The organism is Sphaerisporangium sp. NPDC049457 (genome assembly GCF_055586705.1).
In genome coordinates this window covers 192,268-206,489 of the sequence record NZ_JBVJHR010000008.1, presented here as the reverse complement: position 1 = coordinate 206,489, position 14,222 = coordinate 192,268, and the positions used below count along the sequence as shown (strand labels likewise).

Here is a 14,222-nt window from a genome sequence, read left to right as displayed (position 1 = left end):
GCGCGGGCTTCCGAAGGCAAGACCTGCACCGTATATACATCCTTCTCGGCCCGGCGCAGGAATTCTCGGTTGGATATGGCTTAGATCCCATACGTCCCATTAGTTACACGGATTCCGCGCCACGCGATGTCAGGGCGGCTCGCACGTGGGCGGCCTTGACCTCCTCCCACCGCTTCGCCTGCTCGGGCGTCAACGTCCCGCGCAACTCGGCCAGCTTCAGCAGGTTCGCCTCCGCCGCGCTCCCGAGGGTCTGCGCCTCGCCCAGGTAGTGGTCGTCGATCAACGCCTCAAGCTCCGCGTCGTTCATCACCGGCACGATCCGCTCGGCCAGCTTGTTCATGTTCCGGTAGGAGCCCTGCAGCCGGAACGGCGGCTCGGTCCGCGACGCGTCCGACCGCATGGCGGAGGCGATGTAGGCCTGGTTGGCCGCCATGACGACCCGCCGCACCCGCAGCAGCTTGCGCAGCACGGAGGTGATCTGGTCCAGCTCCGCGGCGGAGCAGGAATTGGCGAGCCCGTCCGGGCGCACCGCCTGGTCGCCCCTCGCCCGGCTCAGCAGCGACGCCAGGTCGCCGTCCCAGGCCGCGAGCGGGGCGAGGACGGGGTTGGAGGTGAGCGCGTTCTCGACGTAGCTGAGCGCGAACAGCTCCTCGCGTCCCGACAGGACCTCGCCCAGGTTCCACACGTCCGCCCGGTTGGCCAGCATGTCGGGGACGTGGAAGCGCCCGCCCGACTCGGTGTACGGGTTGCCCGCCATGCACACCGCGAACCGCTTGCCGCGCAGGTCGTAGGTGCGGGCGGCGCCGTCCCACACCCCCTCCATCCGGCGCCGGGCGTCGCACAGCGAGATGAACCGCCGCAGCAGCTCTGGCGAGGTGTGCTGGATGTCGTCCAGATAGAGCAGGACGTTGCTCCCCATCTCCAGCGCGAAGGAGATCTTCTCGACCTCGCGCCGGGCGGTCGCGTCCGGCGCCCGCGCGGGATCGAGCGAGGTGACGCCGCCGCCCAGGGACGGCCCGTCGACCTTCACGAACACCAGCCCCAGCCTGCTCGCCACGTACTCCATGAGGGTCGTCTTGCCGTATCCGGGCGGGGAGATCAGCAGCAGCAGCCCCATCTGGTCGGTGCGCCGCGCGTCGCCGGCGGCGCCGAGCTGCTTGGCGAGGTTGGCGCAGATCAGCGGCAGGTAGACCTCGTCCAGCAGCCGGTTGCGCACGAACGCGCTCATCACCCTGGGCTCGAACTCATCCAGCCGCAGCCGCGTCCGCTCGCGTGCCACCAGCTCCGCACGCCGCCGCTGGTAGGCGCGGAAGGCGGGCACGCGCTCCAGGCGGAACCGCCGGGTGCGGGCCATCAGCTCGTCGATGCGCAGGCGCAGACGCCGGTCGACGACGCGGGGATGGGTGCCGAGCAGCCCTTCGACGGTCGCCGTGACCGCGGCCGGGGAGTCATGGCGGCGCAGCGCGGCGCCGCACACCTCGATCGCCACCGCCTCCACCAGCTCGCCGTCCGCCTCGGCGGGCAGCGCGCCGAGCCACGCGCGGACGAGCTGGTGCCTCGCGGCCAGGTCGTCGCCGAGCGCGCGCACCTCGTCCTCGAACCGGCGGCAGGCCGGGGCCCCCGGGCCGCCGAGGGCCGCGCGGAACCGGGCCAGCACGGCACGGGCGCCGGCACTGGTGACGAACCCCTCCTGCGCCCCCGCGAGCTCCTCGAACAGGTACTCGGCGGCCGGTTCCAGGTCGGCGTCCCGGGCGATCGGCCCGATCCGGCCGAAGAAGCCCGCCATGGCCGCCGTCAGCTCCTCGCGCAGCTCCCGCACCGCTCGCGCGGGCTCGGCCGCGCCGGCCGGTCGGCCGAAGGCGTCGCGCGCGCGGGCGAGCGACCCCGCGCGCGTCGCCCAGGCGCCCCTGGCGGCCTCATCGGCGCCGAACGCCCAGAACAACTGGGCCGCCGCCCGCGCGTGCGGCGGATGGCGCAGTAGGCCGGCGCCCACGTACAGGCGCAGCATCGCCGCCAGGATGGCCGCCGCGTCGTGGTCGTGCACCCCGCGCTCGTACCCCTCGTCGAGGCGCGACTCGGCCGCCCGGCGCACCACGGCGAGCAGCCCGCCGCCGGTGCCCGCCGCCGCGCGCAGCGCCTCCGGCGACAGCCCGTCCCGGCCGTCCTCGGCGTCGGCGAGGATGGACGCGGCCAGGTGCTCGGCCCGGTACACCTGCGGCGTCTCCGACACCAGCGCCTGGTCCCAGAACGGGCGGGTCACCGCGAAATCCTCGTCGCGCACGGGGGAGAGGTAGTCGGTCCCGGTGATGGTGAAGGCCATCGCCCCGTCGTGCGGGACGAGCGTGAGGTCGAACGGGCGGGCGCTGACGGAGAACCGGTGCGCGCCCAGCCGGATCGTCCGGCCGTCGTCGCCGTACAGGTCGAGGCGGTCGCGCAGCGCGCGCCCGGCCTCCTGCCGGGCGTCCTTGAGCCGCCCGGCGAGCTCGTCGGCGCGCACCGGGTCGCCGAGCGTCCGCAGGTCCTCCGACACGGCGCGCAGCTTGGCGACCATCGGGTCGGCGGCGAAATAGGCGTTCACCTCGTCCAGGGACGGCAGGGCGGCGGCCCGGCGGCGCACGCCCGCGAGGATCCGCTCGGCCGACGCGGCCAGGCAGCCGGCCCTGCGGGTGCGTTCGTCCAGCAGCGCGTGCCTGCGCGAGGAGAACGCCTCGACGACGTCCTCCCGCTTGGCGGTGAGCCTGGCCAGGAAGTCGTCGAACTCGCCGAAGCGCGACTCCAGCGTCTCCAGCCGCAGCAGCAGCCTGCCGAGCTGCTCGTCGCACCGCTCAGGGGTGTCCGCCATCGCGATCGCCCCGGTGACGGCCTGCCCCAGCAGCGAGAACTCCGCCGAGAACCGCGCCCGCCCCTCGGCGGCGAGCAACTCGGCGCGCCGTCCGGCGAGGACGGCCCGCGCCCGGTTGACACCGGCGAGCACCTCGCCGACCCGCTCCAGGATCGCGGTGCGCACCGTCGCGTCGGCGATGTCCAGGCCTGCGACGACCTCGGTGAGGACTTCCAGCCCTTCGGCCTGCCCGGCGAGCCGCAGCCCGACGTGCGCGGCGCCCGCGGCGGTGGCCACCTCGCCCGCCTCGGCGGCCAGCCGCTCCACCTCGGCGTGGTACCCGGCGAAGGCGTCCTGGCCCTGGAGGAACGTGACGGCCCTGCCCGCCGCCGCGTCCACCTCCGCGGCCAGGCCCGCCGCCAGCTCCTCCGCCCTGGACTGGTCGGCGTGGCGCATCTCGCGGACGGTGACCAGGCGGCCCTGCGCCCGGCGCAGGTCCGCCAGGCGCGACACCCACTCGCCGGCCGTTTCCGGCGCCTCGCCGTGCAGGCGCCGCACCATGGAGGCGACCTGCCCGGCGGTCTCCTCCAGCGCGGCGGCGGCCTGCTCGGTGAGCGCGCGCACCCGCTCGAACTCCTCCAGCACCTGCCCGGCCGCCGAGCGCACCGCGGCGAGCGGGGTGCGCAGGTCGCCCAGTCCAGGATCGCCGAGCCAGTGGTAGCGGTCGGACATCCGCTCGCAGGCGGCGATGAGCGCCGCGAAGACGGCCGCGGACGGGCTCGTCTCCCCGGCCATGCGACTGATCGACAGCGCGTCGGAGATGCCGCGGACCAGGTCGGCGTTGCCCACCCGCTCCAGCGGCCCTGTGCCGGCCGGGTGCGCGGCGGCGTGGGCGTCGGACTGGTACGGCGTCCGCCACACCTGCATCGGGTGGACCCGCGACGGCTCGGCGGACACCTCGCGGCCCACCACGAGCGTGCCGTCCTCGAACAGCGAGTGGCCGCGGCAGGCGATCGGACCGGCCACCTCCTTGCGGATCAGGTTGTACGGCAGCAGCAGCGTGCGGCCCTCGGCGCGGGCGTGGAAGGCGAACAGCACGTCCTCGCCGTTGGGGGAGCGGACCTCCCCTTCGTACTCAAGGCCGGCCACGTCGGCGTCGAAGGTCCTGGTGTCGCCGGTGACCAGGTGGTATCCGGCGGGGAAGACGATCCCCTGGTCCTCGGGCAGACGGCGGCAGGCCTGCCCGATGCCGTCCAGGCGGGCCACCGCCCGCGTCCTGGTGTTGAACACCAGGTGCCGCCACCGTTCCTCCTTGTACGGCCGGACGCGCAGCAGGATCAGCGGGCCGACCCTGGCGTGCTGAACCTCCGCGTCCGCCAGGCTCTGCAGCGGCTCGTCGACCGGCTCGCCGTAGATGCCCGCACCCGTCTCGGTGTCGTCCTCCACCTTGATCGTCAGATCGCCGCCGACCGTGTCGACGAAGACCTCACCGCCGATGGAGATGTGCGGATGCCGGCCGGGCACGTGGTCGTCCCGCGTCGTCGCGGTCCAGGCGAAGTCGTGCGAGGCGGGCGGGACGTCGTCGCGCTCGCCGCGGTCGTCCAGGTAGGCGACCTCGCCGCCGGCGGCGAGGTCCCAGCGCAGCACGCGCACGTCCTGCGTGCGCGGGCCCGTCTGGAAGACGGCCAGCAGCCTGCCCGCCGTCCGCCGCAGCCGCAGCAGGCGGGTCTCGCGGTAGTAGCGGTACAGCTCGGCGAAGTCGCGCCGGAACGCGGCGTCGTCGAGCAGCCCTGGAAGGTCCGCCGGGCCGGCGTCCTCGAACCGGAACGCCTCGCCCTCGCGCGTGAACCGGTGCAGGGAGAAGACGTTTTCGACCGTGGTCTCCGGCCGCGTACCGAGGAGGACGTCGTAGCCGAACAGCATGAGCCCGCCGACCGCGACGATGTCGCGGAGCACGCGCTCGTCGGGCGTGCGGACGCGCCCGGCGCCTGCCAGGCGCAGCTCGGCGCCGCCGAACGCGCCGAGGCGCTCGGTGTTGAGCGCCTCGGCCCGCCGGCCCAGCTCGGCCGCCCGCCCCGCCAGCCGGGCGCGCAGCACGTCGTAGGCGCCGGCGTCCAGGGCGGCCTCCGGGCCGGTGAGAAGGTCGGTCACGGTGGCCGCCGTCACTTCTCGGCGCCCGCCGCGGAGGCCGCGCCCGCCCCGACGGCGCCCGCCGCACCCGCTGTGCCCGCTGTGCCCGCTGTGCCCGCTGTGCCCGGTGTACGCGCCTTGCCGGTGGCGGCGGTGAGGGCGGACAGCGGCGCCTCGGCGACGCCGAGCCGCCGTGCGGCGTCCAGCAGCGCACGCAACTGCCCGCTGTCCGGGCCGCCCGCCTTGATCAGCCGCATGAGCAGCGCCGAGATGGTCAGGTTCTTCACATCGGTGGAGCTGAACGAGCCGAGCAGCCGGGTGAGGTCCTCGGGGAAGCTGGCGGCGCCGTCCAGCCACGGCCCCGCCAGCTTCCTGGCCACCTCGGAGTGCTCGACGAAGCCGTCCACGCTCTTGCCCATGGCGATGGAGCCCATGAGCCGGTCGAAGAACATCCCGTCGCCGCCGACGATGTCGATGTCGGCCTTCTCCAGCCCGGCGGCCAGCACGACGGCCTGCGACTCGGCGATGGAGCGCTGGGCGTCCAGGGCCGCGATCCGCAGGTCCTTCTCCGCCTCCAGCCGCAGGCGGTACTCCTCGTGGGCGCGGCTGGCGTCGTTCAGCGCGGCCATCGCCGCGGCCTTCTCCTTCAGGCCCTCGGCCTCCGACTTCAGCCGCTCGCCGACCGCCGAGGCGGCCACGAGGGTCTTCTCCCGCTCGACGGCCGCCTCCGCGAGGCCGACCTTCTCGATGGCCTCGGCGTCCCGCTCGCGCACCCGCACCTCGGCCAGGCCGGCGGCGGCGGCCTCGGCCTGCGTCCCCTCGGCCAGCCGGATCTTGGCCCGCGCGTCGAACTCGGCGGCCTGCTCGCGGGCCTCGGCCAGCACCAGCTCCTCGCGCGCCTTGTGCCGGGCCGCGGCCTCGGCCGCCTCGGCGGCCTTGATGTCCTTGACCAGGCCCTCCTGCGCCTCGGCCTCGGCCTGGATCACCACGGTCTGGCGCACCCGCTCGGCCTCCTCGACGGCGCGCAGGCGCTTGATGATCTCCTCCTGCTCGGCAACGGTCTTCTCGACCGCGACGCGCTCGCGGATGATCTCCGCCATCGACCGCTTCTCGGTCTCCAGCTCCTTGTCCTTGGAGATGGCGGACAGCTGCGTCTCGCGCTCGCGGGCGATGACCTCCAGCTGGCGGTCCTTCTCGATGCGCTCGGTCTCGATCGCGATGACGCGCTCGCGGTTCTTCTCCGCGACCGCGACCTCCCTGGCCAGGTTCTCCCGCTGGACGCCGAGCTGCTCGTCGGTGCGGATGTCGGCCGCGCGGGACTTGAGCCGCTCCTCGGCCTGCACCCGGGCGATCTCGGCCTCCTCGCGGGCCCGCATGGTCTGCACCTCGCGCTTCTGCTTGCTCTCCGCGTCGGCCTGCCGCCGCTCCAGCTCCAAGATCGCCTCCCGCGCGTCGACGTTCTGGCGGGTGATCTCCTTCTCCTCGTGGCGCTGGAACTCGTTGGTGCGGACGTGCTCGATGGCGGTCAGCTCGGTGATCTTGCGGATGCCCTGGGCGTCCAGGATGTTGGCCGGGTCCAGCGCGGCCATGGGCGTCTGCTCGAGGAAGTCGATGGCGGCGTCCTCGAGGCTGTAGCCGTTCAGGTCGGTGCCGATGACCTGGATGATCCGGTCGCGGAACTCGTCGCGCTTGGTGTAGAGGTCCACGAAGTCGAGTTGCTTGCCGACGGTCTTCAGCGCCTCGGAGAACTTGGCGGCGAACAGCTCCTGCAGCGTCGCCTGGTCGCTGGCCCGGACGGTGCCGATGGCCTGGGCGACCCGCACCACGTCCTCGACGGTCTTGTTGACCCGCACGAAGAAGGTGATGCGGATGTCGGCGCGGATGTTGTCCCGGCAGATCAGGCCCTCCTGGCCCGAGCGCTCGATCTCGATGGTCTTCACCGAGATGTCCATGACCTCGGCCTTGTGCAGTACGGGCAGCACGACAGCGCCGGTGAAGGTGACGTCGACCGTCGTGACCTTGGAGATGATCAGAGCCTTGCCCTGTTCCACCTTGCGGAACAGGCGGGTGATCACCAGCAGGATGGCGAGCACGATGAGCAGGACCACGGCGAGCAGCACGCCGAAGCCGGTGGAGATGACGTCCAATTGAGTCCTTTACCTGATGAGGGCGTCAGGATCGAGTTCCGCGTCGTAGGGGGTGACCCAGAAGAACTCGCCGTCCGCGTCGTGGGCGAAGATCAGGGCGGTGTCGCCCGCGCGCAGCGCACGCTCGTGCCCGGCTGCGCGCTGGTCTCCGGTCGGCGGCTCGAACCCGGTTCCGCCGCGGGAGCCGGGCTCGGTCACGAGCCCTTCCCGCGACGCGCGGCTCGGCCACTGCGTCTGCTTGACCTGGATGACGGCGGACGAGCCGTCGGGCGCCCTGACCTCGGCCTGGCCGAAGTCGGAGCCCACGCGGCCCGTGCGGATGACACACGTCCTGCCCACGAAGTCGTCGCGGGAGGGCGATCGGTGGACGGCGAAGACCCGGCGCAGCGGCGCCACCAGCAGGCGGGTCACCAGCCATGCCAGCGACGGCGCCACGATGAGGATGGCCGCTCTGGTGGACGGGGGCGGGTCCGCGGCCAGCGCGGTGCAGGCGAGGCTCGCGAACCACGTGACCGCGACGAGCAGGGAGACCGACACGGTCACCGGAACCCCGGTGAGTCCGAACGCCGAAAGGACTCCGGCGTCCTGCCCGGCGTCGCCGGTCTCGCCTGAGTCGCCGGCGTCGAGCGCGTCGAGCCCGGCTGCTCCCAGCAGGACCAGAACCCAGTAGCCCGCGACCACGATCAGCAGGAAGGTGAACAGAACGGTAGGAAAACCCAACGCCGTGTGAACGAACTCCCCCATCGTCTGCGCTTTCCCCTCGTTTATCGGCCCCCGTCCCGATAAACGAATCTGCTGCGGATAAGTTCCAGTTTTCCGGCATCCCTCACACAAGCCGCAGATTCGGACAGTCATCATTGAGGCATGACAAATCGGATTGTGGTCGTCGAGCATGAGGCCGAGGCAGGCCTCGGGTACTTCGCCGGATGGCTGGCCGCCGCCGGAATGACCTGCGAGATCGCCCGGCCGTACCTGGGCGGCGCGCTGCCCGCCCTCGGCCCGGGACCGGCGGGGGAGCCCCCCGCCGCCGGCCTCATCGTGCTCGGCGGCGCGCCCTCGGCCTGGGACGACGAGGGATCCCCGTGGCTGCCGGCCACCCGTGAGCTGATCAGGCGGGCGGTCGAGACGTCCCTGCCCACCCTCGGCATCTGCCTCGGCGCCCAGTTGATGGCCCTGGCCTGCGGGGGAGAGGTCCGCCCCGGCGCGGCCGGGCTGGAGGTGGGGCTGGGCGAGGTGTCGATGCGACCGGAGGCCGCCGCCGACCCGCTCTTCGCCCGTCTGCCGCGGGTCGCGCGGGCCGTCCAGTACCACCAGGACGCCGTCACCGTCCTGCCGCCCGGCGCCGTCCCGATGGCCACGGGCGCCACCTACCCCCACCAGGGGTTCCGCCTCGGCGACCGGGCCTGGGTCGTGCAGTTCCACCCCGAGGCCTCTCCTGAGATCTTCCGCTCCTGGACCGGGCCGAACGCCGCCGGACTGGCCGAGGCCGGGTACGACGCCGCGCGCCTGGACGCCGAGGTGGACGCGGCAGAACAGGAGCTGCGGGCGACCTGGCGCCCCTTCGCCGAGGCGTTCGCCGCCGTCGTACGGGGCGACCTGGAGGCCGGCGCCGCCTCCGGCACCCATGTCCATTCGCTGTGACCGGGCGATTACGTAGCGAAACCACTAACGACGAACCGGTGAGGAAGCGGCTACTTTGTGCATGTGACCGCCGAGTCCCGTATGCAGACGACAGCAGGGCGCCTCGCCAGGCTGGGCTTCGCCGACGGAGCCCAGGCAGAGCGGCTTCTCGACGAGCTCGGACCCGAGGCCGTGGGTGATCTCGACCTGCTCGCGGCCCTGGTCGGCGCCGCCGATCCGGACCTCGCCCTCACCTCGCTCAACCGTCTCGCCGAGCGCGACCCCAGCGTCCTCGGCGCGCTGCGCGCCGACCCGGGTCTTCGATCGCGGCTGCTCCGCGTCTTCGGGCTGTCGGCCGCGCTGGGAGACCACGTCGTGCGCCACCCCCAGCACTGGAAGCTGCTGGAGGGCGACCAGGCCGTCCAGCGCACCCCGCGGCAGCAGATGCGCGCCGAACTCCTCGACGCGGTCGGCGCGAACCCGGCCGATGCCGAGCCGTGCGCCCCGAACGGCGGCGCCGAGGCCATGTCGGCCCTGCGCGTCGCCTACCGCGGCAGGCTGCTGCACCTGGCCGCGCGCGACATCACCGGCGCGGCCTCGCTCTCCGAGGTCACCTCCGAGTTGTCCGACCTGGCCTCCGGCGCGCTGGAGGCCGGGCTCGCCATCGCCAGGGCCGAGGTCTCCGAGAGCGCCGACGTGCGTCTCGCCGTGATCGGCATGGGCAAGTGCGGCGCACGCGAGCTCAACTACATCAGCGACGTGGACGTGATCTTCGTGGCGGAGCCGCGGGACGGGGTCGACGAGACCAAGGCGCTGCAGGCCGCCACCCGGCTCGCGCAGGGCATGATGCGCGCCTGCTCCACCAGCACCCCCGAGGGCGCCCTGTGGGAGGTCGACGCCGCGCTGCGCCCCGAGGGCAAGGCGGGGCCGCTGGTGCGCACCCTCGCCAGCCACCTGACCTACTACCGCCGGTGGGCCAAGACCTGGGAGTTCCAGGCGCTGCTCAAAGCCCGGCCGGTCGCCGGAGACCTCGAACTCGGCGGCGAGTACGTCGCCGCGGTCAACGAACTGGTCTGGCAGTCCGCCGCCCGCGAGAACTTCGTCGAGGACGTCCAGGCCATGCGCCGCAGGGTCGAGGCCCACGTCCGCGCGGGCGAGGCCGACCGGCAGATCAAGCTCGGCCCCGGCGGGCTGCGCGACATCGAGTTCGCCGTCCAGCTGCTCCAGCTCGTGCACGGGCGCCTCGACGGTCTGCTGCGCCGCCGCGCCACCCTGCCCGCGCTCGCCGCGCTCTCGCGGGGCGGCTACGTCGGCAGGGACGACGCCAAGGCGCTGGCGGAGGCCTACACCTTCCTGCGCCAGGTGGAGCACCTGCTGCAGCTGCACCGCCTGCGCCGCACGCACGTCGTGCCGGAGAACGTCACCGACCTGCGCCGCATCGGCCGCGGCCTCGGCATGGTCGTCGACCCGGTCGGTGAGTTCACCACCCGCTGGAAGCGCCACGCCATGGAGGCCCGCCGGCTGCACGAGAAGCTCTTCTACCGGCCGCTGCTGCAGGCCGTCGCCCGGCTGCCAGGAGACGAGACCCGCCTGTCCGCGTCCGCCGCCTCGGCGAGGCTCTCCGCGCTCGGCTACGCCGACCCCGACGGAGCCCTCCGTCACATCGCGGCGCTGACCAGCGGCGTCTCGCGGCGGGCCGCGATCCAGCGCACCCTGCTGCCGGTCATGCTCGGCTGGTTCGCCGACGCGCCCGACCCCGACGCCGGGCTGCTGGGCTTCCGCCAGATCAGCGACAAGCTCGGCACCACCCCGTGGTACCTGCGCCTGCTGCGCGACGAGACCGCGGTCGCCGAGCGCCTGGCCCGCCTGCTCGGCACCAGCCGCTACGCCACCGGCCTGCTGCTGCACTCCCCGGACGCCGTGGCGATGCTCGGCTCCGACGCGGAGCTGATGCCGCGCCCGAAGGATTCCATCGCCGGCGAGGCCGCCGCCTCCGTCCAGCGCCACTCCCAGGACGCCGAGACCGCCGTCGCCTCCGTCCGCGCGCTGCGCCGCAGGGAGCTGCTGCGCATCGCCGTCGCGGGGCTCGTCGGCCGCATCGACATCGAGGAGGTCGGCCAGGCCCTCTCCGAGCTGAACGACGTCACCATCCAGGCGGCGCTGGACACCGCCATCCACAAGATCACGCTGGAGCGGCGCGGCGAGTTCCCCACCCGCTTCGCCGTGATCGCGATGGGCCGGCTCGGCGGCTACGAATGCTCCTACGGCAGCGACGCCGACGTGATGTTCGTCCACTCGCCGCTGGAGGGCGCCGAGGAGAAGACCGCCGCCGACGCCGCGCACGCGGTCGCCAACGAACTGCGCCGCCTGCTCGCCCGGCCCGCGCCCGACCCGCCGCTGCTGATCGACCCCGACCTGCGCCCCGAGGGCCGCCAGGGCCCGCTGGTGCGCACCCTGTCCTCCTACGCCGCCTACTACCGGCGGTGGTCGTCGCCGTGGGAGTCCCAGGCACTGCTGCGTGCTCGGTTCTCGGCGGGAGACCCGCAGCTCGGCGAGGAGTTCATGCGGCTCGTCGAACCTCTTCGCCACCCGCCCGAGGGCATCGGCGACGCGGCCGTCCGCGAGATCCGCCGGCTCAAGGCGCGCATGGAGGCCGAGCGGCTGCCCAGGGGCGCCGACCCGCTGCTGCACACCAAGCTCGGCAGAGGAGGGCTGTCGGACGTCGAGTGGCTCGCCCAGCTCATCCAGCTCAGGCACGCCTACGACGTCCCCGAGCTGCGCACCACCCGCACGCTGGAGGCCCTGCGCGCCGCCGTCGGCGCCGGGCTGCTGGCCTCCACCGACGAGGAGGTGCTCGCCGAGGCGTGGCGCTTCGCCTCGCAGATCCGCGACGCCATCATGCTCGTGCGCGGCCGGGCCGGCGACAGCATCCCGGCGGACGTGCGCGAGCGCATGCTGATCTCCCGCGCCCTCGGCTACCCTCCCGACGGCTCGGAGGACTTCGTCGAGGATTACCTGCGCACCACGCGCCGGGCGCGGGTGGTCGCCGAACGCGTCTTCTACGGCGGCGCCTGAGCGCCGTCGCCTTCTGCGGCCGCGCCTCGGCGTGATCGTGAAGGGGCCTGCGCCGCATGACCTTTATGAGTACGTTGGTTGGCACTTCGTTGACCAAGGCCCGTGGAGGAATGGTCGTGCCCACATCGGACTTCCTCGCAGCCCCGCGGGGCGCGGCAGGTGACGCGCCGTGAACTCGGTCTACCTTGATCTCGCCATCGGGCTGGTGCTGGCGTTCCTGCTCTTCTCGCTGCTGCTCAGCGGGCTGAACGAAGGCCTGGTGCGGCTGCTCGGCATCCGCAGCAAGTTCCTGTGGGCCTACCTCAAGGACACCCTGGACGGGCACGAGGGCAAGAAGTCCATCCCCGGCACGATCGCCGAGGTGTTCTCCAGCCTGCCGTTCCGCCGTGACGCGCGTCCCGCGTACAACTCGCAGCCGCCGCCGGTGGACAGCTCGGCGACCAGTTGGACGGGCCGGCTGTACGAGCGGCTCCGCGAGATCGACCACGGCAAGGACGGCAAGACCAGCATCGCCTCCATCCCGCCCGTCCGGTTCGCCATGGCGATGATGGAGATCGTCACCGCCGAGGGCGGCGTGCCCGCCATGCTCGCCAAGCTGGAGGCCGGTGACAGCCCGCTGTACCGGCCGCTGAAAAGCGCCTGGGACACCGCCCACGGCGACCTGGACGCCTTCCGCAAAGCGGTCGAGCAGTGGTTCGACGGCGAGATGAGCCGCCTCACCATGCTCTACCGCCGCTACGTCCGCTGGGTGCTCGCCGCGCTCGGCCTGGTGCTCACGCTGCTGTTCAGCATGGACTCCCTGGAGTACGGCAGGGCGATCCTCACCGACAACGCCATACGGGCCCAGGTCGCGGCCACGGCCGACGGGGGCGCCCAGTCGCTGCGGTCCCTGCAAGAGAAGTGCCCCGACCACCCCGCCGACCCCTACGCCTGCGTGACAGAGGTGCTGTCGGCCCCGGCGTTCGTCCAGATGGTGGGGCACGCCCCGGTGTCGGTGCGCGTCCCCGACGGCGGCAGCCCCAAGTGGTCCTGGAACGGCGGCGAGTGGCTGCAGCGCCTGATCAGCCCGGGCCACTGGCCGGGGTTCCTCGTCACCTTCTTCGCCCTGCTGTTCGGCGCCCCGTTCTGGTGGGACATCCTGCGCCGGCTCACCGGCATCCGCGTGCGGGCCGGGGAGACCGGCAAGTAGACCGGCCACGAATGAGAGTGGGCGGGACGGCACGGCACTCCGCCGTGTCGTCCGGAATGCCATGGTGGTGGATGATGTCGTCACTATGAGCATTCGTTCTGCTGCGTTGCGTGTTGAGAACGCGGCCCCGGGGGTAGGAGAGACGTATCTCATTCCTCGGGCTGGTTGGGGGGACCATGGGGCGGTTCCGGGCAGGTCATGTCGGGGTGCTGTCGCTGGGCGTCATGGCGATGGCCGCGTGCGGGCAGAGCGACACCAAGGTCGTCGCGCAGCCGGCCGCGCCGCACAAACAGGCCGGGCCGGTCGCCGCGCAGGAGGCGCGAAAGGCCGCGCTGGCCACCGCGGCCAAGGTGAAGGCCAACGAACTGGGCCAGATCCCGGTGCTCATGTACCACCGCGTGGTGGCCAAGCCGGCCGTCACCGACGACCGCACCCCGCAGCAGTTCCGGGCCGAGCTCGAACGGCTCGCCAAGGACGGCTACGTCCCGATCACGGCCAGGGAGTACACCACCGGGAAGATCTCCATTCCCGCCGGCCGCCACCCGGTCGTGCTGACCTTCGACGACTCCTCGCCCTCGCAGCTCACCCTGGACGGCATGGGGAAGCCCAAGGCCGACACCGCCGTCGCCATCCTGCAGGACGTCGCCCGCAAGCATCCGGGGTTCCGGCCGGTCGCCACCTTCTACGTCATCAGGGACATGTTCGGCACCTTCGGGCCCGAGGCGCAGGCACAGACGCTCGGCTGGCTGCGCGACAACGGCTTCGACATCGGCAACCACACCCGCGACCACATGAACCTGCGGGGCAGATCCAAGCAGCAGGTCACCGACCAGATCGCCGCGGGCCACAAGCTGATCACCTCGCTGATCAAGGACGTCCCCGTCACGCTCGCGCTGCCGTACGGCAACCAGCCGAGCACCAAAGAGTGGGCCCTCCGCGGCGACGCCGCCGGGGTGAAGTACGACTACGCGGGCGTCTTCCTGGCCGGGTACACCCCCGCCGCCTCGCCTTTCAGCAAGGACTTCGACCCGCTCGGCATCCCGCGCATCCGGGCCATGGACAAGGTGGGCGACTGCGCCCGCTTCTGCTCGACGGCCTGGCTCGACTGGCTGAACGCCCACCCCGAGGACCGCTACACCTCGGACGGCGACATCAAGACCGTGGCCTTCCCCAAGTTCAAGGCGCCGTACGTGGCCAAGCACTTCACCAGGTACACGCTGCCGTACTGATCGGGCTGTCG

General features: G+C 72.7%; 7 protein-coding genes. 4 read left to right on the top strand and 3 right to left on the bottom strand.

Features of this window, described 5'->3' with window-relative positions; translation table 11 throughout:
* Positions 1-103: 103 nt before the first annotated feature.
* The 3 genes from ACZ6QO_RS14975 to ACZ6QO_RS14965 are packed head-to-tail and all read right to left on the bottom strand — an operon-like array spanning position 104 to position 7,842.
* Entirely contained in the window at positions 104-4,972 is a 4,869-nt protein-coding gene (locus ACZ6QO_RS14975) for a DNA repair ATPase (RefSeq protein WP_465850985.1), read from the bottom strand.
* An 11-nt stretch (positions 4,973-4,983) separates the two neighbouring features.
* Positions 4,984-7,098, bottom strand: coding sequence for a flotillin family protein (locus tag ACZ6QO_RS14970; protein WP_465850983.1), 2,115 nt, complete (start codon positions 7,096-7,098; stop codon positions 4,984-4,986).
* Between the two features lie 9 nt (positions 7,099-7,107).
* On the bottom strand, positions 7,108-7,842 hold the full coding sequence (locus ACZ6QO_RS14965) for a hypothetical protein (protein ID WP_465850982.1): 735 nt from the start codon (positions 7,840-7,842) through the stop codon (positions 7,108-7,110).
* Positions 7,843-7,962: 120 nt separating this feature from the next.
* Between ACZ6QO_RS14965 and ACZ6QO_RS14960 the strand changes: the two genes are divergently transcribed.
* From ACZ6QO_RS14960 to ACZ6QO_RS14945, 4 genes are all read left to right on the top strand, one after another.
* A complete protein-coding gene (locus ACZ6QO_RS14960) occupies positions 7,963-8,739 on the top strand; it encodes a type 1 glutamine amidotransferase (RefSeq protein WP_465850980.1) in 777 nt (258 codons plus the stop codon).
* 81 nt (positions 8,740-8,820) lie between these two features.
* Positions 8,821-11,793 (top strand): bifunctional [glutamine synthetase] adenylyltransferase/[glutamine synthetase]-adenylyl-L-tyrosine phosphorylase, encoded by a 2,973-nt coding sequence (locus tag ACZ6QO_RS14955; protein WP_465851137.1) that lies wholly within the window; start codon positions 8,821-8,823, stop codon positions 11,791-11,793.
* Between the two features lie 169 nt (positions 11,794-11,962).
* On the top strand, positions 11,963-12,982 hold the full coding sequence (locus ACZ6QO_RS14950) for a hypothetical protein (protein ID WP_465850978.1): 1,020 nt from the start codon (positions 11,963-11,965) through the stop codon (positions 12,980-12,982).
* 176 nt (positions 12,983-13,158) lie between these two features.
* A complete protein-coding gene (locus tag ACZ6QO_RS14945) occupies positions 13,159-14,211 on the top strand; it encodes a polysaccharide deacetylase family protein (protein WP_465850977.1) in 1,053 nt (350 codons plus the stop codon).
* Positions 14,212-14,222: the final 11 nt, after the last annotated feature.